The organism is Rhodoferax fermentans, assembly GCF_002017865.1.
GTDB classification, from domain to species: Bacteria; Pseudomonadota; Gammaproteobacteria; order Burkholderiales; family Burkholderiaceae_C; genus Rhodoferax; species Rhodoferax fermentans.
Map to the genome: position 1 here is coordinate 354,045 of NZ_MTJN01000002.1, position 19,438 is coordinate 373,482.

The window sequence follows — 19,438 nt, forward strand, 5'->3', positions numbered from 1 at the left end:
CAACTATCCGGCGACCAGACTGCCATAGCCAGCACCCCGTTTAGACCACGGAAGCTGGCAAAACACGCTCAGAGCTTGAAGACTGCCACCGTTTGCACCAAGTCATTGGCCTGGGACTTCAAGCTACTGGCGGCAGCGGCCATTTCCTCGACCAGGGCCGCGTTTTGCTGGGTCACCCGGTCCATTTGTGTGACGGCCTCACCGACCTGTGACACACCCAGGCTCTGTTCGCGGCTGGCTGCGCTGATCTCACCCACCACGTCCACCAGTCGGGCGATGCTGCTGACTACCTCGTTCATGGTGCTGCCCGCCTGATCCACCAGCGCTGTGCCAGTGGACACACGTTCCACGCTGGTACTGATCAGGTTCTTGATCTCTTTGGCGGCTGCGGCACTGCGTCCGGCCAAAGACCGCACCTCACTGGCCACCACGGCAAAACCACGCCCCTGCTCCCCGGCGCGGGCGGCTTCCACCGCCGCGTTCAGCGCCAGGATATTGGTTTGGAAGGCGATGCCGTCAATCACCGCAATGATGTCGCTGATCTTGCGCGAGGCCTCGTTGATGCCACCCATGGTCGCCACCACGTCGGCCACCACCCGACCACCCTGCACCGCCACACTGCTTGCATGTACCGCCATCTGGCTGGCCTGGGCAGCGCTGTCAGCGTTGTGCTGCACTGTGGCACTGAGCTGTTCCATGGAAGCCGCAGTTTGCTCCAGCGCACTGGCCTGGCTTTCGGTGCGGTCCGACAAGTCCTGGTTACCCTGGGCGATCTCGGAACTGGCAGTGGCCACACCTTCCGAGCCGTCGCGCACGTGCCTCACGATGGCTGCAAAACGGTCACGCATGGTTCGCAAGTCATACAAGATGCTGCTGTTGTCCTGGGCTCGCAGTTCAATGTGAGTGGCCAAATCACCTTGGGCAATCCGCTGGGTCAGGTCACTGACAACACTGGGTTCACCCCCCAGCTGGCGCAGGATGCTGCGTGAGATCAACCAGCCAAAACCCGCCAACAGAGCCAGCAGCAACAGGGTGCCAGCCGCAAAACCGCCGGCCCGACGCCAGACCGCCGCATTGACGTTGTCAACATACACCCCGGAGCCAACGACCCAGCCCCAAGGCCCAAAACCTTTGACATAAGAAATTTTCGGCACCGGCTCGGTGTTGCCTGGTTTGGGCCAGACATAGCTGACAAAACCATCACCTGCCGTTTTGACCTGCTTGACGAAGTCAACAAAAATGAATTGTCCGGTGGGGCTTTTGAGGCCTGAGACGTCCGTGCCTTCGAGTTCCGGTTTGATCGGGTGCAGCACCACGTGGGGGTGCATGTCATTGATCCAGAAATACTCGGCACCGCTGTAACGCAGTTGACGCAGTGTGTCGATGGCTTGCCGTTGGGCGTCATCCTGTGTCAGTTTGCCCTGTGTTTCTAGCGCGTGAAAACGCGTCAGCACACCCTGAGCAACCTCGACCGTCTGGCGAACGGCTGTTTGCCGTTCTTCCAGGATCAGGGCACGTTCAGACCACAGGAACACACACGCCAACAACACCAGACCCAACATGGCACCGGTGATCAGCAGGGTCAAACGCCAAACAATACTCATCGATGTCAATGTGGGCATACGTGTTGCCTCCGTGTGATCAGCGCTTTTGCAGCGCCATGGCGACCCCCCGATTTGCAAGTTCATCGGCTCGCTCGTTACCTGGGTGACCATTATGACCACGCACCCAGCGCCACTCGATCTGGTGAGTGCCACCGTTCACCAAAGCATCCAGCCGTTGCCACAGATCAACATTTTTGACAGGCTCCTTGGTGGCGGTTTTCCAGCCGCGCGCCTTCCAGCCCGGCAGCCACTCGGTCATGCCTTTGAGCACATACTGGCTGTCCACATGCAGCGTGATCTTGCAGGGGCGCTTGAGCGCCGACAAGGCCTCGATCACCGCCATCATCTCCATGCGGTTGTTGGTGGTGTCGAGTTCACCGCCACACAACTCCTTTTGCGCCTCTGGCGACTTCAGCAACGCGCCCCAGCCACCCGGGCCAGGGTTGCCCTTGCAGGCGCCATCGGTATAAATATCAATGCTGTTCAATGTGTTTGTCCATGTGTTTAAGTTTGTATGTCATTTTGGCCTGTAGCCCTCATGTTACCTGAGCTATTAGCTACAGTAACAGGAGCAACCGCCAAGCGCCTGACGGCCTTTCGGGCCGGGTTGATCAAGGTCATGCTGCGCACCCGCTTGACCGCCACCAGACAGTACACCGAACCCAGTATCGGCCACCAGCGCGCACCCGCCTTGTCCATCCAGTTGAAGCGCTGCAACCAGGCCTGGCTGGAGCAGGCGGGCCGGTAGCAGCCAAACTGGCTGTCTTCGATCTCCAGATTCAGCAGACTCAGCCAGTCACGCAATCGCAAATAGCCGATGCATTCCCCCGCCGAGGGCAACAGCAGGCGTTGCGCGCCCATCCAGCTAAACCAGTTCGGTCGCCGCTGGCAAAAGCCCCACATACTCAAGGGATTGAGTCCACAAATCACCACCCGGCCTTCAGGGACCAGCACGCGCGCCACCTCACGCAAGACGCCGTGCGGATCGGCGGACAACTCCAGCGCATGCGGCATCACCACCAGATCGAGGCTGTTGGCCGAGAACGGCAAGGCTGAGAAATCCGTGACCAGCGCCACCCGTGGGCTTGTGGCTGACTCTTGCGGCAGGATCGTGGCCTCAGCCGGGGTGGGGGTGGCCAACCAGCGGTGTGGCATGCGGTTGGCCTCGAGTGCATCGAGCTCGGGCAAGCCCAGTTGCAAGGCGTGATACCCGAAAACATTCGCCACCGCCTGCGCCATTTGGACACGCTCCCAAGCCAGCAGATACTGCCCTGGTGGCGAGGCCAACCAATCGTGCATCCCTATAATTTGACCGCTCATGAACTTAATTCCACTGCCTGCTTTCAACGACAACTACATCTGGATGCTGCACGATGGACAGCGTGCCCTGGTGGTGGACCCCGGCGATGCCCAGGTTGTTTTTGCGGCCATCAAACGCTTGGATGTCCAACTCGAGGCGATTCTAGTCACGCACCACCATCACGATCACACCGGCGGTGTGGCCGAACTGCGCGAGGCAACCGGTGCACGGGTGTTCGGGCCGCTGCTGGAGCAGGTGCCCGAACCTTTGATGCGCCTGGCCGGTGGTGATGTCATTGAGTTGCTGGGTTGGCGCCTGCAGGTGATCGACGTGCCCGGACACACCGCTGGCCACATTGCCTTCTACACCGAACCCGAGGGCGAGGACCCGCTGCTGTTCTGTGGTGACACCTTGTTCAGCGCGGGCAGCGGACGCCTGTTTGAAGGTACCCCTGCGCAAATGCTCAACTCGCTGGGCAAACTGGCCGCCTTGCCTGACCACACCCGCGTCTGCTGTGCCCATGAGTACACAGCCAGCGGCCTGGTCTTTGCCCATGCCGTTGAGCCCGATAACCAGGACGTGGTCAACCACCAGGCCACTGTCCAAACGCTGCGTGAACAGCACTTGCCCAGCCTGCCTTCGAGCATCGGTCTGGAAAAAGCCATCAACCCTTTTTTGCGGACACACCTCCCCAGTGTGATCCGCGCCGTGCAGCAATTTGACGCCACCGCGCAAGACCCGGTGGGTGTTTTTGCGGCGCTGCGAACCTGGAAAAATCAGTTTTGACACATTTTTTGAAATCGGCAGCCCTGCTGTTTTGCCTCGTTTTGGTAGGCTGCGCCAGCACCACCCCAAGTGGTCAACCGGACACCTACACCCTGGCCACCACACCCGGCGCACCCGGTGTGCGCAGCGACAACAACCCGCCGGGATTGCGCAACCCGGTCTACCCCAGTGGCGGTTTGCGCGCCTTGCCGAGCCTGACACTGAGCTCACTGCCGGTGCATGCCCTCACCCCGCCGGCCAACATGTGGGACCGCATACGCCTCGGCTTTGCCATGCCCGAACTCGACAACGACCTGGTGCGTGACCGCGAACAGTGGTACGCCACCCGACCCGACTATGTGCAACGCATGACCGACCGGGGTGGCAAATACCTGTTCTACATTGTGGAAGAGCTGGAGCGGCGCGGCATGCCCACCGAGCTGGCCCTGCTGCCCTTTATTGAAAGCGCGTTCAATCCGCAGGCGGTCTCCAGCGCCCGGGCGGCTGGCATGTGGCAGTTCATGCCCGCCACCGGCAAATACTTTGAACTCAAACAGAACATGTTTCGGGATGAGCGGCGTGATGTGCTGGCCTCCACCCGCGCCGCGCTGGACTACCTGCAGCGCCTGTACGGCATGTTTGGCGACTGGCACCTGGCCCTGGCCGCCTACAACTGGGGCGAAGGCAGTGTTTCCCGGGCCATTGCCAAAAACAAGAAGCTGGGCCTGGGCACCAGCTACCTTGATCTGAAGATGCCGATGGAGACGCAGTTTTATGTGCCCAAGCTGCAGGCGGTCAAAAACATCGTGGCCGACCCGGACAAGTTCAACACCCGTTTGCCCGCCATTGGCAACCACCCGTATTTCCAAACGGTGGAGATCCGCCGCGACATCGATGTGGCGCTGGCGGCCAAACTGGCCGAGGTGCCTTTGAGCGACTTCCGGGCGCTCAACCCATCAGCCTCCAAACCGGTGCTGTTGGCGGCAGGCACACCCACCATTTTGCTGCCCTGGGACAACGCCGAGGTGTTTCAGGCCAATCTGGAGGCCTATGGCGGCAGCGGACTCGCCAGCTGGACCGCCTGGATTGCACCGACCACCCTCAAACCGGCTGATGCCGCGAGCCGCTTCAACATGTCAGAGAACGAGCTGCGTGAGGTCAACAACATCAAGGGCCGTATGCTGATCCGTGCTGGCTCGACCTTGCTGGTGCGCCGTGACAGCAGCGTGCTCAATGACGTGAGCAACCATGTGGCTGACAACGGCCAGCTGTCGTTGGCGCCCGAGGTGGTGCTGCGCAAGACCAGCGTCAAAGCAGGCAAAAAAGACAGCGTGGCCTCCCTGGCCAAACGTTATGGTCTGAACGTGGCGGAAGTCGCACGCTGGAACAACGTCAATGCGTCAGCCGTCTTCAAAGCCGGTCAAAAAGTGGTGGTGTATTTGCCTGCACGTGCAAGCCGGGCCGTGAGGGCGGCACCGTCAAGCAAAGCCGCACACTCATCGCAGAGCAGCAATACCAAAAAAGCCGCCAAGGTGCCTGCGCGCAAAAAAACAGTTGTGGCGCCCAAGAAAACGGCACCCGCCAAGAAGAAGTGATCTGAGTGAGGCCGGGCGTTTGGCCACAGCGCCAGGCACCAGCCCGATTCGGTGCGCTACCGACCCGCGTTTTTAACGGTAGCCAGCAAACAAAATGCCGATGTTGAGCCCCAAGCCCAACAACCACACCACACTGCGCAGGCTCGCCTGGTTGGCCACATACAGCAGGATGTAGACCAGCCGCAGCACCACAAACAGGGCGGCCAGCACATCCAGCCGGGCCTGGTACGCGCCCAACTGGTGGGCGATCACCACCGCACCAATGAAAAACGGCAGCGCCTCAAAACTGTTGGCTTGCGCGGCATTGGCGCGGGCACGCCAGCCAGTCTGGCCAGCCAACCAGGCACGCGGGTGTTTGTTGTCAAAACCCCCTTGCTGTGGCGGCTTGGTGAACGTCCCCCACTTGGCGATACCGGCACACACAATCGGCAACAAAGCCGCGATCAACACACACCAGTAAGCCAAGGTGAACGAGGGCAACAGCATGACAACTCCTGAGGGGTTAACGCCGGTCGACCAGCGCGTGGGCAATGGTGCCCAAATCGACATATTCCAGCTCGCTGCCCACCGGCACACCCCGGGCCAGACGGGTGAGCTGCAGGCCCCGGCCTTTGAGGCCTTCTGCAATCACATGCGCCGTGGCTTCGCCCTCGGCGGTGAAGTTGGTGGCCAGAATCACCTCGTGCACGGTGCCATCGAGCGCCCGGTCAAACAGCTTTTTCAAACCAATGTCCTTGGGGCCGATGCCGTCCAGCGGGCTGAGTTTGCCCATCAGCACAAAGTACAGGCCCTTGTAAGCGCCGGTACGCTCCACCGCCGACTGGTCAGCCGGGGTTTCGACCACACAGAGCTTGCTGGTATCACGCCGCTCATCCAGGCAGGTGGCACAGACCTCGGCCTGGGTGAAGGTGTGGCACAGCGCACAGTGCTGGATGCTGTGGGTCGCCTCATTCAAGGCCCGCGCCAGCGTCTCGGCGCCCGCACGGTTGTGCTGCAACAGGTGAAACGCCATGCGCTGCGCCGATTTCACCCCCACGCCCGGCAGGCAGCGCAGCGACTGGATCAGCACTTCTAGCGCATTGGTGTCAGACATAGGTGCGGATACTCAAAGAAAATGTATTTGCAACGGCATGGCGGGCGTAGCGAGCCAGCGTCAGCCTAGGCGGACGGAGCGCAGCAACCGGAACGTACTTCTTTGTACGTGAGGATTGCGAGCAGCGCCCAACGACGGATCACGCTGGCTCGGTAGCCACCCTCAGAAAGGGAATTTCATGCCACCGGGGAGGCCTGGCATCCCTGCGGTGATCTTGCCCATCTTCTCGGCCGAAGTCTCCTCCGCCTTGCGCAGCGCCGCATTAAACGCCGCCGCCACCAGGTCTTCGAGCATGTCTTTGTCGTCGGTCAACAAACTCGGGTCGATGGTGACACGGCGCACCTCGTGTTTGCAGGTCATGGTGATCTTGACCAGGCCCGCGCCGGATTCACCGCTGACTTCGATGTTGCCCAGATCGTCCTGGGCCTTTTTCATGTTTTCCTGCATCGCCTGCGCCTGCTTCATCAAGCCGGCGAGTTGTCCTTTGTTGAACATGGGGTTCCTTCAGTTGGTGATAAAAAAGATTCTCGAGCACCTGCGCATCACAGCGGCTTGATGCTGCCAGGCACAATTTTCGCGTCAAATTCCCGCATCATCGACTGCACAAACGGGTCGTCAAAAACGATTTTTTCGGCAGCCAACTGGGCTTGCGCCGCTGCCGCCGCGTTGCGCTTGGCCGGGCTGTCGGTGACACGCCCCACCTCAATCACCAGGCGCACCGGGTGCCCGACGGCGGCCAAGGCGGTGGTCAGGCGGTCTTTGCTGCCAGCATGGTTGAGCGACTCGCGCTCGACGCGCAGCAGCCAGTCGTTGTTGTCACGCGCCACCAGCTGTGACTGCAAGGCCAGTTCACGCGCCATGGCGTTGATGGCTTCGGCGGCAACCAAGGCCTGCACCGTGTTATGCCAGAAGTCACCCTCGGGCGTGGTGCTGATCGCGTGGGGGGTGCTTGCGGCCACCACATCACGTGCTGAGTCGGCCTGCACCCGCACCGGGAATGCTTCAATGTTTGTAGCTACTTGCCCTTGATCCACAAGGGCTGGTGTCTGATTCTGCTCAAAATTCTTACTGGCAAGCGGCGGCTCAGAGGGGTCTCTGACCGGCAGGCGCTGACCTTCTGGCACAAGCTGAACTGCTTCATTTTCAGGAGCTACTGACCCTTGAGATACGAGGGCTACAGGTTGATTTTGTTCATCTGGCTCGGCGCCATCGTCCAGCGCAGTGCCAACAACCTGGGCCACCGGAGCAACCGGCTGAACCGGCGCAACAGGTGCACTGGGTGGCGACGGCGCCGGGCGCTCAGGCGCGGGCTGCGGGGTTTTCAGTGTTTTTTTTTCAGCCACAGCGCGGATGGCGCCGGTCGCCGGTTTAAACGCCAGCAGCCGCAGCAGCACCATGGTCAGCGCCGCGTAGTCGTCGGGGGCCAGACCCAGCTCGGTACGGCCATGCAGGCAGATGCTGTAGAGCAACTGGGTTTCATCCATCGGCAGCAGTGCGGCCAGGCGTTGCAACTCGGCTTGTTCGGGGTCGGTGTCGTCCTCAGCCGCCATGCCAGGCACCGCCTGTAACACCGCCATGCGTTGCAATACCGCGCTCATTTCCTCCAGCGTCGAGGCGGCACTCAGGCCATTAAGGCGCAGCGTCTCGGAGGTATCGACCACCGTCTTGCCATCCCCTCGAGCCAGCGCGTCAATCAGGCGAAACACATGCGAGCGGTCCACACTGCCCAGCATCTGGCGCACCGTGGCCTCGGTCAGCGCACCGGAGCCAAAAGCAATCGCCTGGTCGGTCAGGCTCAGGGCGTCGCGCATGGAACCACGGGCGGCGCGCGCCAACAAGCGCAGCGACTGCACATCGGCGGCCACCTGCTCAACCTCCAGCACCTTGTGTAAATGTTCGCGGATGGTTTCAGGCGCCATCGGGCGCAAATTGAACTGCAAACAACGCGACAACACGGTGACCGGCACTTTTTGCGGATCGGTCGTGGCCAGCACAAATTTCAGGTACTCGGGCGGCTCTTCCAGCGTCTTGAGCATGGCGTTGAAGGCGTGCCCGGTGAGCATGTGCACTTCGTCGATCATGAAAACCTTGAAACGGCCCTGCACCGGCTTGTACACCGCCTGCTCCAGCAGCGACTGCACCTCGTCCACACCTCGGTTCGAGGCGGCATCCAGCTCGGTGTAGTCGACAAACCGGCCGCTATCAATATCCGTGCACGCTTGGCAGACACCACAAGGGCTGGCGGTGATTCCACCTGTGCCATCTACCCCTTGGCAGTTGAGCGACTTGGCCAGAATACGCGACACCGTGGTCTTGCCAACCCCGCGCGTGCCGGTGAACATGTAGGCATGGTGCAGCCGCTGCGTGCTCAGGGCGTTGGAGAGCGCCTGCACGACGTGGTCCTGCCCGACCATTTCGGTGAAGTTGCGGGGGCGGTACTTGCGGGCGAGCACGAGGTAGGACATCCGGCGATTCTAAGGTGCCCCACCCCACCCACCGTGGCGCCCAAGCCCGACTTGGCATGTTGCCGGGATTCCAATGCAAGACGCCCGCGACCCATTACAATAGCGAGTGACGGGCCTTCCCACATGGTGAAGCGGCCAACCGGGTCAGGTGGGGAACCAAGCAGCCCTAACTGTGGAGCCAGTGCTGGGGTTAAGGTCCGTCAACTCCCCTTTTCTCTCTCAATACACCTGCATCCGTTTGGCCTGTTCGATCAGCTCTGCGCGGAAATCCGGGTGTGCAATGCCAATGAGTTCGCGGGCACGCTGTTTGGCGGATTTGCCGTGTAACTGAGCCACACCAAATTCAGTCACCACATAGTTCACGTCATTCTTGCTGGTACTGACATGGGTGCCGGGTGACAACACCGGCACGATGCGCGAGATGCTGTCGCCCTTGGCGGTGGACGGCAAAACAATGAAGGACTTGCCACCGTTGGACATGTTGGCGGCGCGCACAAAGTCGGCCTGGCCGCCCGTACCCGAATACTGCACATGGCCCAGGCTCTCGGAGCCGCACTGGCCCAGCAAATCAATCTGCAAGGTGGCGTTGATGGCCACCAAGTTGTCGTTTTTACCAGCCAAGGCAGGCGGGTTGGTGAAGTCAACCGGGTGTATTTCGAGCGCCGGGTTGCGGTCCATGAACTGGTACAGCCGCTTGGAGCCCAGCGCAAAGGTGGCCACCATCTTGCCGGGCAGGTAGTTTTTGCGCTTGTTGGTCACCGCGCCGCTCTCCACCAGGGTCAGGATGCCGTCGCCAATCATCTCAGTGTGGATGCCCAGATCGTGTTTGGTGGTCAGTTGCATCACCACCGCATCCGGGATGCCGCCATAACCAATTTGCAGGGTGGCGCCATCGTCGATCAGATCGGCCACATATTTGCCAATGGCTTCCTGCACCGGCCCAATTTGCGGCAGGCCCACCTCCAGCACCGGCTCATTGCTTTCCACCAGCGCCGCCACCTGCGAGATGTGCACATGGCAGTTGCCAAAGGCAAACGGCACGTTGGGATTGACCTCCAACACCACGGCACGCGCTTTCGCAATGGCGGCCATGGTGTAGTCGGCCGCCAGGCTAAGCGAGAAGTAACCATGTGCATCCATGCCCGATGCCATGCTGAACACCACATCGGCTGGCATCTGATCGCGCCGGATCAGGCTGGGGATTTCTGAAAAGTAGTTGGGAATGAAGTCGACCCAACCGGCCTGCCCGCCCGCTCGGGTGGCCGCACCGTAAAACAGGGCCACGTGGCGGATGTGGTCCACGGTGTCGGGGTCCAGATAGGCGTATTTGCGAATCGCCAGAATCTGGGCCACCTTCACATCCAGCAGACTGCGCCTGATCTCCGACAGCGCAGTCAACAGCGCGGGCGGCTCGCCCACGCCAGTTGGCACCACAATCATGTCACCGTTTTTGACCAGCCGGACCGCATCGCTGGCGGCCATCTTTTTCTGTGCATACAGCTGCTGAACACTCATGTTGTCTCCCGTTGAAGGCTTAGGTGAACGAAACGTGCTGACCACGACGCCTGTGTGCCAGGGCGCGTGTTGGGGCTGCCGATGCGGACATCGGGAGCTATATCTTACATAGCGATATACCCTTATTCCAATTGGTCTAGAAGCTCATTTCTTGCTCAAGTAGTTCAACACGCCCTGCCCCGCCTTGGCGCCACTGGCCAGGCAGGCAGTCAGCAGGTAACCACCGGTGGGTGCCTCCCAGTCCAACATTTCACCTGCACAGAACACACCCGGCAACGCTTCGAGCATCAAGTGGTCGTCAGCGGCCTCGAACAACACACCTCCAGCGGTGCTGATGGCCTCGTCTATCGGCCGGGTGGCCTGCAACGTGATGGGCAAAGCCTTGATGGTTTGCGCCAGCACAGCCGGGTCGTGCATCTGCTCTTTGGACAGGGTTTCGTGCAACAACGCCGCCTTGATACCTTCGATATGCAGGCGGCTTTTGAGGTGGCTGGAGAGTGATCGGGTGCCGCGCGGGTAAGCCGCCTGCGCCAACACCCACTCGGGCGAGCGATCCGGCAACAAGTCCAGGTGAAACGTGGCTTGGCCGCTGGCAATGATCTCGTCACGCAACAGATGAGATGCGGCGTAGATCAGGCTGCCTTCCACCCCGGTGGCCGTAGCGACAAACTCACCCCGCCGCTGGAACTGCACACCTTGCGAGGTGGTCAGTGAAATCGCCACCGACTTGAACGGCTGCCCGGCAAAATGGCTAGCAAAGTGGTCGCTCCAGCCACCCAACACGTCAAAACCACAGTTGGCGGGTAACAGTGGCGCCACCGCCACACCCCGGTCACGCAACCAGGGCACCCAGGCACCGTTGGAGCCGAGCCGAGCCCAGCTGCCGCCCCCCAGCGCCAACACCACCGCGTCGGCCTGCACCTGCACCGGGCCGTGAGGCATGTCAAAGTGCAGGTTACTCAGAGCGTCCTCGCCGGTGCTCCAGCCCGTCCAGCGGTGGCGCATCTGAAACTGCACCGCCGGGCCGTTCTCCGGATGGCGCAGACGGCGCAGCCAGGCGCGCAGCAAAGGCGCAGCTTTCATGTCGACCGGAAAAACGCGGCCCGAACTGCCCACAAAGGTCTCAATCCCGAGTGAACTGGCCCAGCTGCGCACGTCGCCCGAGTCAAAGGTCTCAAAAATCGCCTCAATCTGCTGGCGACGTTGCCCATAACGAGAGGCAAAAATATCCGCAGGTTCGGAGTGGGTCAGATTCAACCCCCCTTTTCCCGCCAACAGGAATTTGCGCCCCACGCTGGGCATGGCGTCATACAGGCAAACCGCGACCCCAGCCCGCGACAAGACCTCGGCTGCCATCAATCCGGCCGGGCCGGCGCCAATCACACATACATTTTTCATAGGAATTAAAACTTTCTTTCGCTGGTTTTGACTGGCCTGCTAGCCACATGGCTAAGGCAGGCCTCGTCGGTGAGCCGGGGATATTTCTGTCACAATTTCGCTATTAATTATTTTTTTAAAAATCTGTAACAGGAACAAACATGGCTAGTGAACTGATCAAACATGTGTCCGATGCCTCTTTCGAGACCGATGTCCTCCAATCCGGCGTGCCGGTGCTGGTCGATTACTGGGCTGAATGGTGTGGCCCTTGCAAAATGATCGCGCCGATTCTGGACGAAGTATCGACGGCTTACGAAGGCAAAGTGCAGATTGCCAAAATGAATGTGGATGAAAACCGTGACATCCCGGCGAAGTTTGGCATTCGTGGCATCCCAACCCTGATGCTGTTCAAAAACGGCCAGCTGGCAGCCACCAAGGTGGGAGCATTGAGCAAGGCCCAACTGACTGCTTTTATTGACCAGCAACTCGCCTGAGTTAACGTGGTAGCGGGCCGCGCTGCGCCCGCGTTTTCCTGCAGCGCAAAACCCGGTTTTTTCCTGTCATAATCCGAGCACTCGCCAACTGTCCCAGTGGGTTGGTCAGAGTCTCCGGCAGAGGCTAACGCGACTTCTCACAACAAGTCCGGCCGTCAAATCCTCCCCCACATTTGCTTTTCACATTGATTGCGTCAATCCATGCATTTAAACGAACTCAAGGCACTGCACGTGTCAGAAGTCCTCAAGCAAGCCGAAGATCTTGAGATTGAAAACACCGGGCGCATGCGCAAACAGGAGCTGATGTTTGCGATCATCAAGAAACGCGCCCGCGCCGGGGAACAGATTTTTGCCGACGGCGTGCTCGAAATCTTGCCCGATGGCTTTGGCTTTTTGCGCAGCCCGGACACCAGCTACACCGCTTCGACAGACGACATTTACATCAGCCCAAGCCAGGTGCGGCGCTTCAACCTGCACACCGGCGACATGATCGAAGGTGAAGTGCGCACACCCAAGGATGGTGAGCGCTACTTTGCCCTGAACAAGCTCGAAAAGGTCAACGGCGGCGGCCCCGAAGAAAACAAACACAAGGTTATGTTTGAAAACCTGACGCCGCTGTTCCCCAAAGAGCAGATGCGTCTTGAGCGCGACATCAAGGGTGAAGAAAACATCACCGGGCGCATCATTGACATCATCGCCCCCATTGGCAAAGGCCAGCGCGCACTGCTGGTGGCCCCGCCCAAGAGTGGCAAGACGGTGATGATGCAGCACATCGCCCACGCCATTTCGGCCAACTACCCCAACAGCCACATGATGGTGCTGCTGGTGGATGAACGCCCTGAAGAAGTGACCGAAATGCAACGAACCGTCAAGGGCGAGGTGATTGCCTCCACCTTTGACGAACCCGCTGCCCGTCACGTGCATGTGGCAGAGATGGTGATCGAACGCGCCAAACGCCTGGTCGAGCTGAAAAAAGACGTGGTGATTCTGCTGGACTCGATCACCCGTCTGGCTCGCGCCTACAACAACGTGGTGCCCTCTTCCGGCAAGGTGTTGACCGGTGGTGTGGATGCCAATGCATTGCAACGCCCCAAGCGTTTCCTGGGTGCCGCCCGCAATGTGGAAGAAGGTGGTTCACTGACCATCATCGCCACCGCGCTGGTGGACACCGGCAGCCGCATGGACGAAGTGATTTTTGAAGAGTTCAAAGGCACCGGCAACTCGGAAATCCACTTGGACCGCCGTCTCTACGAAAAACGGGTGTTCCCATCGATCCAGCTCAACCGCAGTGGTACACGCCGCGAAGAGTTGCTGCTGCAGCCAGAAATTTTGCAAAAGACCCGCATCCTGCGCCAATTCCTCTACAACATGGACGAGATCGAATCCATGGAGATGGTCTTGAAACAGATGAAAGCCACCAAGAACAATTCCGAGTTCTTCGACATGATGCGTCGGGGTGGCTAAGCACAGCTGGTCTATAATCCAAGGCTTTTCGCGAAAAGTACGAGCGGCTTTGAATTGCACATCGGGTTTGTGCAAGGGCTGACGCGGCTAACGCAACTGATGGAGAACACATGAAAAAAGGCATTCACCCCAATTACCGCGAAATTTGCTTCCAGGACATGTCCAATGGGTTCAAATTCGTCACCCGCTCTTGTGCCAGCACCAAGGAAATGATCACTTTGGAAGATGGTCGCGAGTTGCCTTTGTACAAGCTCGATACCACCAGCGAATCGCACCCCTTCTACACCGGTACACAAAAATCGGTGGACAACATGGGCGGCCGTGTCGAGCGCTTCCGCAACCGCTTCGGCAAAACCGCTGCCAAGTAAGCACTTCTTGCGTTCTGCCAAAGGCAGCCGGGTCATTCCGCGCTGCCTTTTTCTTTGCGCAAAACATCCCTTCCATCGGAGCGGGCCCCCACCGTGAATCTCCCCACCCCGGCCATTGTTGCCCAGGATGCCGTACGCCGCCTACCCCGTGTCGCGTTGTGGCTGTTTTGCCTGGCCTATGTGTTACCCGGGTTCCTGGGGCGTGGCCCCTGGAAACGTGAAGACATCACCACGCTGGGCTATATGGCCGAACTGGCCAAAGGCTCAGCAGACTGGTTACACCCCTCGCTGAGCGGTCAGGCGCCCGAAGTGCATGCCTTGCTTCCCTATTGGTTGGGGGCCTGGGCCATGCAGCTGGCTCCCGCCTGGGTGTCGGCGGACTGGGCGGCACGTTTGCCCTTTGTGCTGCTCCTGGTCGCCACACTGCTGGCCACCTGGTACGGCACCTATTACCTGGCACGCAGTCCACTGGCCCAGCCGGTGGCGTTTGCCTTTGGCGGCGAGGCCAAACCCACGGACTACGCCCGCGCTGTGGCGGATGGTGGCCTGCTGGCCTTCATCGCCTGCCTGGGTTTGGCCCAACTCGCCCACGAAACCACGCCGGCACTGACGCAGCTTTGTTTCACCGCACTGGTGTTTTACGCCACGGCGGCCCTGCCCTACCGTGTTTTGATGCCGGGCATCGCAGCGGTGGCCGGACTGCTGGGCATGACCCTCTCGGGTTCACCGAGCATGGCCTTGGCGCTGGGCGTGGGTTGTGCTGCCATTTACCTGCTCGAATCCAGCCACAACAGCAATGAAACCGGTACCCGCAAACTCAGGGCGGCTGGTCTGCTGGTCATCACACTCGTGTGCGCAGCGCTATCGACCTGGCTCAATCTCTGGCAATGGCGGATCGACTTGCCACACGCCAGCTGGCACGAGTGGCAAAGCCTGGGTCGGCTGTTTTTGTGGTTCACCTGGCCAGCCTGGCCGCTGGCACTGTGGACACTTTGGCGTTGGCGGCACCTGCTGCTGGGTGAGCGTTTTGCAAGCCGACATCTGTGGCTGCCCCTGTGTTTTGCCCTAGTGGCCAGCGCAGCGACCTTGACCACCCATGCGGCGGACCGATCGCTGTTGCTGGGTTTGCCAGCCCTCGCCGCGCTGTCCGCATTTGCCTTGCCAACCCTGGGGCGCAGTGTGGCAGCCTTGATTGACTGGTTCACGCTGATTTTTTTCAGTGGTTGCGCGCTGATCATCTGGGTGGTGTGGATCTCCATGCAGACCGGATTCCCCGCGCGACCAGCGATGAATGTGGCCAAACTGGCACCAGGGTTTGTGCACAGTTTCTCACTCATTCCTTTTTTAATAGCATTATGTGCAAGCCTGATATGGGCTTGGCTCGTATATTGGCGTGTAGGTCGACACCGCGCGGCGCTCTGGAAGAGTGTGGTCCTGCCTGCCGGTGGCGCTGCTTTGTGCTGGCTGTTGTTGATGACACTGTGGTTGCCCTTGCTGGACTTTGCCCGCAGTTATGTGCCGATGGTGCAACAGGCTGCCAAGTTGCTGCCTGAGAACCCAGGCTGTGTGTCCACGCTAGGGCTGAGCCGCAGCCAGACCGCCGCTTTGCAACTGCATGGTCAGCTCAGCCTCATGCCCTCCAGCTCCGGGGCCAAGTGCGCCTGGCTGATCGCCAACGGGGAGAATCCCATCACCACATCTGGCTTTGTCCCCGGCAAACCCTGGCTGCTGCGCGGCAGCATCCACCACCCGGCCACGCCTGACGAAAAAATCTATATCTTTGAGCGCCAGGCTCACTGATGTGTGGCACGCAGGCGGGTTGCAGGGAACGTGATGCGAAATCTCGCGCCCTGACCCAGCTTGCTCTCGATCGCCAGATGGGCACCGTGGCGTTGCGCCACGTGTTTCACAATCGCCAAGCCCAGACCGGTGCCACCGGTTTCACGGGAACGACTGCGATCAACACGGTAAAACCGTTCGGTTAAACGCGGAATGTGTTCGGGTGCGATACCTGGACCCGCATCCACCACCTCAAACTCAGCCTGCCCATCTGGCAACTGCCTGAAGCTGACCCCGATGTGACCACCCGGCGGTGTGTAGCGAATGGCGTTGCTGACCAGATTACCCATGGCACTGTGTAACTCAGTGGCCACGCCGGCGATCTCGCCTTCAAAGGCACAGTGGAAGTCCAATGCATGCACTTGCTGCTCATTGAGGTTGACCACCGCTGTCAGGGCACGCGCGTCTTGTTCCAGTTGCCGCATCAAGGTCGGCACAGAACTCCAGGTGTCCACACTGGGCGCCGGACTACCCTCGAGCCGCGACAGCATCAACAAATCACTGACCAGACTTTGCATACGCATCGACTGCTGCGCCATCAGCGTCAGGTAACTGTCTCGCTCATCAGCGGCCAACTCCAGGGTCTGCAAGGTCTCCACAAAACCAGCCAACACGGTCAGGGGTGTGCGAATTTCATGAGACACATTGGCCACAAAGTCACGCCGCATGGCTTCGGCCTGCTCAACCGCAGTCACGTCACGCGACAACAACAAGAGGCGTCCCCCACCATAGTGGTAGAGCTGTACCGACAGGCGAACCGGGCGTGTTGCCGTGCTCTCGCGCCCGGCCATCAGCAATTCATGGTCAAAAGCCCGCCCGGACAAGTAAGCCGCAAAGGCTGGGTCACGCACCAGATTGACCATGTATTGCTGCAGATCACGCTGCGCATCCAGACCAAAGTGCACCGCAGCTGTCTGGTTGCACCATTCGATGCGAGATTGGTTGTCCAGCAACATCACGCCGTTGGGAGACGCCTGCAGCGCGGACAGAAAATCATGGAGGCGGTTTTCACCCTCTTCAATGGTCCGGCGTTGCGAGCGCAACAGCCGCTGAGCCCGCTCCAGGACTTCGCCCCACAACCCCCATTTGATCGGGGGCGAGTCTGCGCGCTCCGGGCTCAACCAGTGCAGCGCCTGGGCAGCGCGGGTGGTGTCAAGCACCAGCCACAACGCCGAACCACCCAGGGCGCCCAGCAAGGCATCCACCAGCTGACTCTGCCCCGTCAGGCCAAGAAACCAACCCAGAACCGCGCCTGCCAACTGGAAGGCGACAAAGCCGCAGATTCGCAAAAACATCAATAATTCTTCTCGGCAGACTATGCCACAGCAGAGGAGGTACCAGTACTCTGATTCTGGGTGGTGATGCGGTAGCCAGCACCGCGCACGGTTTCGATCATCGCAGCCGCGCGTTCGCCCAGCGCTTCACGCAGCCGCTTGACGTGGACATCCACGGTGCGTTCTTCGATAAACACATGGTCACCCCAGACCTGGTCCAGCAGCTGCGAGCGGCTGTGCACACGCTCGGCGTGGGTCATCAGGTAATGCAACAGTTTGAATTCCGTCGGACCCAGCTTGAGCGCCTGGTCACCAAAGCTCACCCGGTAGGTGGCGGCATCCAGACTGAGCTGACCCATGGTGACCAGCGTGGCTTCCTGCTCGGGGGCACGACGGCGCAGCACGGCGCGAATACGGGCCAACAACTCCCGTGTTGAAAACGGCTTGCTGATGTAATCATCAGCACCAGCATCCAGACCTGCCACGCGGTCTGGCTCATCACCACGCGCGGTCAACATGATGATGGGCACATCTTTGGTGCGAGGATGGGCACGCCAACGTTTGGCCAAGGTCAACCCTGACTCACCGGGCAGCATCCAATCCAACAGGATCACATCTGGCAACACCGAGTCGAGTTCGGCCTGAGCCGTTGCGCTGTCCATCGCCCAAATCGGACGGAACCCACTGTGGCGCAAGTTCACCGAGATCAGCTCGGCGATGGCGGGCTCATCCTCGACGATCAGCACACAGGGGACTCGCCTCATTTCACCACCGACTCAATCTCGTCCATGGCCGCGTGCCGCACATCAGCCCCTTTGACGATGTAGATGATCAGCTCGGCGATGTTTTTGGCATGGTCACCAATACGCTCAATGGCCTTGGCCAAAAACAGCAGATCCAGACTTGGCGAGATCATGCGCGGGTCTTCCATCATGTAGGTGATGAGTTTGCGCACAAAGCCGTCGAACTCCTTGTCAATCAAGTCATCTTCCTTGAGGATGGACAAGGCAGCCGAGGTGTCCAGACGGGCAAAAGCATCCAATGCTTTTCTGAGCAGGCCGGAGGCCAGATCAGAGGCTACCCGCAGCTCCAAGGAAGGCAATGCGCGCGGTGCACCACTGCTGATGATGGACAACACCATACGCGCAATTTTTTCTGCCTCATCCCCCACACGCTCGAGGTTGGCGGTGGCCTTGGAAATGGCGATCAACAGCCGCAGGTCGCGGGCGGTTGGTTGACGCCGGGCAATGATGCTGGAGAGCTCACGGTCAATATCGACTTCCATCGCATTGACCTTGGCCTCGGCGGTGACCACCTGCTGGGCAACTTCCACACTGAACTGCGACAAGGCATAAATGGCCTGTCGGATTTGCGATTCCACCAGCCCGCCGAGTTCCATGACACGGGTCGAAACGGTGCCCAGCTCGCTGTCAAATTGGGACGATAAATGTTTTTCAGGCATGAGATTCCTCGGTGATGACTAACCAAACCGGCCAGTGATGTAGTCTTCAGTTTCCTGGCGGTTGGGCTTGAAGAAGATTTGCTCGGTGGCACCAAATTCAACCAGATCACCGAGGTACATATACGCCGTGTAGTCGCTGCAACGTGCAGCCTGCTGCATGTTGTGGGTGACGATGACCACGGTGTAATCCTGTTTGAGTTCGATGATCAGCTCTTCGACCTTGGCCGTAGAGATCGGGTCCAGCGCAGAACAGGGTTCATCGAGCAGGATCACCTCGGGCTTGATGGCCACACCACGGGCAATACACAGCCGCTGCTGCTGACCACCCGACAGGCTGGAGCCACTTTGCTTGAGCTTGTCCTTGACCTCATTCCACAGCGCCGACTTGCGCAGTGCCCACTCCACCCGCTCTTCCATATCGGTGGGGCTCAACTTCTCAAACAGTTTGACACCAAAAGCGATGTTGTCGTAGATGGACATGGGGAAAGGCGTGGGCTTCTGGAACACCATACCGACTTTGGCGCGCAGCAGTGCCACATCTTGTTTGCTGGTCAACAGGTTTTCACCGTCGAGCACCACCTCACCCTGGGCGCGTTGTTCCGGGTACAGCTCGAACATGCGGTTGAACACCCGCAGCAGCGTGGACTTGCCACAACCAGAGGGGCCGATGAAGGCCGTGACCTTCTTCTCGGGAATATCGAGGTTGATGTTTTTGAGTGCGTGAAATTTGCCGTAGAAGAAGTCCAGGTTCTTCACCGCAATCTTGGCAGGCTGTGTTTTTTCAGTAGTCATGGTCATGAAGTTGTTTGAGGTGTGTCTACGG

19 protein-coding genes and 1 other RNA gene are annotated in these 19,438 nt (G+C 59.7%); 7 read left to right on the forward strand and 13 right to left on the reverse strand.

Annotated features, from left to right (window positions below):
• Positions 1-68: 68 nt before the first annotated feature.
• The 3 genes from RF819_RS01720 to RF819_RS01730 are packed head-to-tail and all read right to left on the reverse strand — an operon-like array spanning position 69 to position 2,924.
• On the reverse strand, positions 69-1,622 hold the full coding sequence (locus RF819_RS01720; RefSeq protein ID WP_274610616.1) for a methyl-accepting chemotaxis protein: 1,554 nt from the start codon (positions 1,620-1,622) through the stop codon (positions 69-71).
• Between the two features lie 19 nt (positions 1,623-1,641).
• Positions 1,642-2,091 (reverse strand): ribonuclease HI, encoded by a 450-nt coding sequence (gene rnhA, locus RF819_RS01725; protein ID WP_078363378.1) that lies wholly within the window; start codon positions 2,089-2,091, stop codon positions 1,642-1,644.
• Between the two features lie 17 nt (positions 2,092-2,108).
• Positions 2,109-2,924, reverse strand: a complete 816-nt coding sequence (locus RF819_RS01730; protein ID WP_242473134.1) for a class I SAM-dependent methyltransferase — start codon at positions 2,922-2,924, stop codon at positions 2,109-2,111.
• On the opposite strand from RF819_RS01730, the gene gloB reads away from it, so the two are divergent.
• Positions 2,923-3,690 carry a hydroxyacylglutathione hydrolase gene (gloB, locus tag RF819_RS01735; RefSeq protein ID WP_078363380.1) on the forward strand — a complete coding sequence of 256 codons (768 nt, stop codon included), beginning with the start codon at positions 2,923-2,925 and terminating at the stop codon, positions 3,688-3,690. The genes RF819_RS01730 and gloB overlap by 2 nt on opposite strands.
• A complete protein-coding gene (locus RF819_RS01740; protein ID WP_078363381.1) occupies positions 3,687-5,264 on the forward strand; it encodes a transglycosylase SLT domain-containing protein in 1,578 nt (525 codons plus the stop codon). Before gloB ends, RF819_RS01740 begins: the two co-directional genes overlap by 4 nt.
• 72 nt (positions 5,265-5,336) lie before the next feature.
• On the opposite strand, the gene RF819_RS01745 is transcribed toward RF819_RS01740, so the two are convergent.
• The 4 genes from RF819_RS01745 to dnaX form a co-directional block, all read right to left on the reverse strand.
• Complete coding sequence (locus RF819_RS01745; RefSeq protein WP_078363382.1) at positions 5,337-5,750, reverse strand: MAPEG family protein; 414 nt, start codon at positions 5,748-5,750, stop codon at positions 5,337-5,339.
• 16 nt (positions 5,751-5,766) lie between these two features.
• Positions 5,767-6,357 carry a recombination mediator RecR gene (gene recR, locus RF819_RS01750; protein WP_078363383.1) on the reverse strand — a complete coding sequence of 197 codons (591 nt, stop codon included), beginning with the start codon at positions 6,355-6,357 and terminating at the stop codon, positions 5,767-5,769.
• Between the two features lie 162 nt (positions 6,358-6,519).
• Positions 6,520-6,852, reverse strand: a complete 333-nt coding sequence (locus RF819_RS01755) for a YbaB/EbfC family nucleoid-associated protein (RefSeq protein ID WP_078363384.1) — start codon at positions 6,850-6,852, stop codon at positions 6,520-6,522.
• A 47-nt stretch (positions 6,853-6,899) separates the two neighbouring features.
• Complete coding sequence (dnaX, locus tag RF819_RS01760) at positions 6,900-8,822, reverse strand: DNA polymerase III subunit gamma/tau (RefSeq protein ID WP_078363385.1); 1,923 nt, start codon at positions 8,820-8,822, stop codon at positions 6,900-6,902.
• Between the two features lie 108 nt (positions 8,823-8,930).
• Between dnaX and ffs the strand changes: the two genes are divergently transcribed.
• An RNA gene (ffs, locus tag RF819_RS01765) (signal recognition particle sRNA small type) lies at positions 8,931-9,027 on the forward strand.
• Positions 9,028-9,041: 14 nt separating this feature from the next.
• Here ffs and RF819_RS01770 read toward each other — a convergent pair.
• Positions 9,042-10,337, reverse strand: coding sequence for an acetyl-CoA hydrolase/transferase family protein (locus RF819_RS01770; protein ID WP_078363386.1), 1,296 nt, complete (start codon positions 10,335-10,337; stop codon positions 9,042-9,044).
• 144 nt (positions 10,338-10,481) lie between these two features.
• Positions 10,482-11,735, reverse strand: a complete 1,254-nt coding sequence (locus tag RF819_RS01775) for a TIGR03862 family flavoprotein (RefSeq protein ID WP_078363387.1) — start codon at positions 11,733-11,735, stop codon at positions 10,482-10,484.
• A 140-nt stretch (positions 11,736-11,875) separates the two neighbouring features.
• On the opposite strand from RF819_RS01775, the gene trxA reads away from it, so the two are divergent.
• From trxA to RF819_RS01795, 4 genes are all read left to right on the forward strand, one after another.
• Positions 11,876-12,208: a thioredoxin TrxA gene (gene trxA / locus RF819_RS01780; protein WP_078363388.1), complete on the forward strand. Its 333-nt coding sequence runs from the start codon at positions 11,876-11,878 to the stop codon at positions 12,206-12,208.
• Between the two features lie 201 nt (positions 12,209-12,409).
• Complete coding sequence (gene rho / locus RF819_RS01785) at positions 12,410-13,672, forward strand: transcription termination factor Rho (RefSeq protein ID WP_078363389.1); 1,263 nt, start codon at positions 12,410-12,412, stop codon at positions 13,670-13,672.
• A gap of 110 nt (positions 13,673-13,782) precedes the next feature.
• Positions 13,783-14,040 carry a type B 50S ribosomal protein L31 gene (locus tag RF819_RS01790; RefSeq protein WP_078363390.1) on the forward strand — a complete coding sequence of 86 codons (258 nt, stop codon included), beginning with the start codon at positions 13,783-13,785 and terminating at the stop codon, positions 14,038-14,040.
• Positions 14,041-14,133: 93 nt separating this feature from the next.
• The gene (locus RF819_RS01795; RefSeq protein ID WP_078363391.1) at positions 14,134-15,840 is read left to right on the forward strand and encodes a hypothetical protein; all 1,707 of its coding nucleotides are present in this window, start codon (positions 14,134-14,136) and stop codon (positions 15,838-15,840) included.
• Here the strand turns inward: RF819_RS01795 and phoR are convergent.
• From phoR to pstB, 4 genes are read right to left on the reverse strand one after another with little or no spacing between them, the layout of a single operon-like run.
• Positions 15,834-17,174 carry a phosphate regulon sensor histidine kinase PhoR gene (phoR, locus tag RF819_RS01800; protein WP_078363392.1) on the reverse strand — a complete coding sequence of 447 codons (1,341 nt, stop codon included), beginning with the start codon at positions 17,172-17,174 and terminating at the stop codon, positions 15,834-15,836. The two genes, RF819_RS01795 and phoR, sit on opposite strands and share 7 nt — an antisense overlap.
• Before the next feature lie 20 nt (positions 17,175-17,194).
• Positions 17,195-17,917, reverse strand: coding sequence for a phosphate regulon transcriptional regulator PhoB (gene phoB / locus RF819_RS01805; protein ID WP_078363393.1), 723 nt, complete (start codon positions 17,915-17,917; stop codon positions 17,195-17,197).
• The gene (phoU, locus tag RF819_RS01810) at positions 17,914-18,615 is read right to left on the reverse strand and encodes a phosphate signaling complex protein PhoU (protein ID WP_078363394.1); all 702 of its coding nucleotides are present in this window, start codon (positions 18,613-18,615) and stop codon (positions 17,914-17,916) included. The genes phoB and phoU overlap by 4 nt, the downstream gene beginning before the upstream one ends.
• Positions 18,616-18,633: 18 nt before the next feature.
• Positions 18,634-19,413 (reverse strand): phosphate ABC transporter ATP-binding protein PstB, encoded by a 780-nt coding sequence (gene pstB / locus RF819_RS01815; protein ID WP_078363395.1) that lies wholly within the window; start codon positions 19,411-19,413, stop codon positions 18,634-18,636.
• Positions 19,414-19,438 lie beyond the last annotated feature (25 nt).

Excerpts from the sequence above, each read along its gene's own strand:
- phoU (WP_078363394.1), bottom strand. The coding sequence starts at position 18,615 with ATGCCTGAAAAACATTTATCGTCCCAATTTGACAGCGAGCTGGGCACC.
- RF819_RS01770 (WP_078363386.1), bottom strand. The coding sequence starts at position 10,337 with ATGAGTGTTCAGCAGCTGTATGCACAGAAAAAGATGGCCGCCAGCGAT.
- recR (WP_078363383.1), bottom strand. The coding sequence starts at position 6,357 with ATGTCTGACACCAATGCGCTAGAAGTGCTGATCCAGTCGCTGCGCTGC.
- phoR (WP_078363392.1), bottom strand. The coding sequence starts at position 17,174 with ATGTTTTTGCGAATCTGCGGCTTTGTCGCCTTCCAGTTGGCAGGCGCG.
- RF819_RS01775 (WP_078363387.1), bottom strand. The coding sequence starts at position 11,735 with ATGAAAAATGTATGTGTGATTGGCGCCGGCCCGGCCGGATTGATGGCA.
- pstB (WP_078363395.1), bottom strand. The coding sequence starts at position 19,413 with ATGACCATGACTACTGAAAAAACACAGCCTGCCAAGATTGCGGTGAAG.
- gloB (WP_078363380.1), top strand. The coding sequence starts at position 2,923 with ATGAACTTAATTCCACTGCCTGCTTTCAACGACAACTACATCTGGATG.
- rho (WP_078363389.1), top strand. The coding sequence starts at position 12,410 with ATGCATTTAAACGAACTCAAGGCACTGCACGTGTCAGAAGTCCTCAAG.
- dnaX (WP_078363385.1), bottom strand. The coding sequence starts at position 8,822 with ATGTCCTACCTCGTGCTCGCCCGCAAGTACCGCCCCCGCAACTTCACC.
- RF819_RS01790 (WP_078363390.1), top strand. The coding sequence starts at position 13,783 with ATGAAAAAAGGCATTCACCCCAATTACCGCGAAATTTGCTTCCAGGAC.
- RF819_RS01755 (WP_078363384.1), bottom strand. The coding sequence starts at position 6,852 with ATGTTCAACAAAGGACAACTCGCCGGCTTGATGAAGCAGGCGCAGGCG.
- RF819_RS01730 (WP_242473134.1), bottom strand. The coding sequence starts at position 2,924 with ATGAGCGGTCAAATTATAGGGATGCACGATTGGTTGGCCTCGCCACCA.
- phoB (WP_078363393.1), bottom strand. The coding sequence starts at position 17,917 with ATGAGGCGAGTCCCCTGTGTGCTGATCGTCGAGGATGAGCCCGCCATC.
- trxA (WP_078363388.1), top strand. The coding sequence starts at position 11,876 with ATGGCTAGTGAACTGATCAAACATGTGTCCGATGCCTCTTTCGAGACC.
- RF819_RS01720 (WP_274610616.1), bottom strand. The coding sequence starts at position 1,622 with ATGCCCACATTGACATCGATGAGTATTGTTTGGCGTTTGACCCTGCTG.
- RF819_RS01745 (WP_078363382.1), bottom strand. The coding sequence starts at position 5,750 with ATGCTGTTGCCCTCGTTCACCTTGGCTTACTGGTGTGTGTTGATCGCG.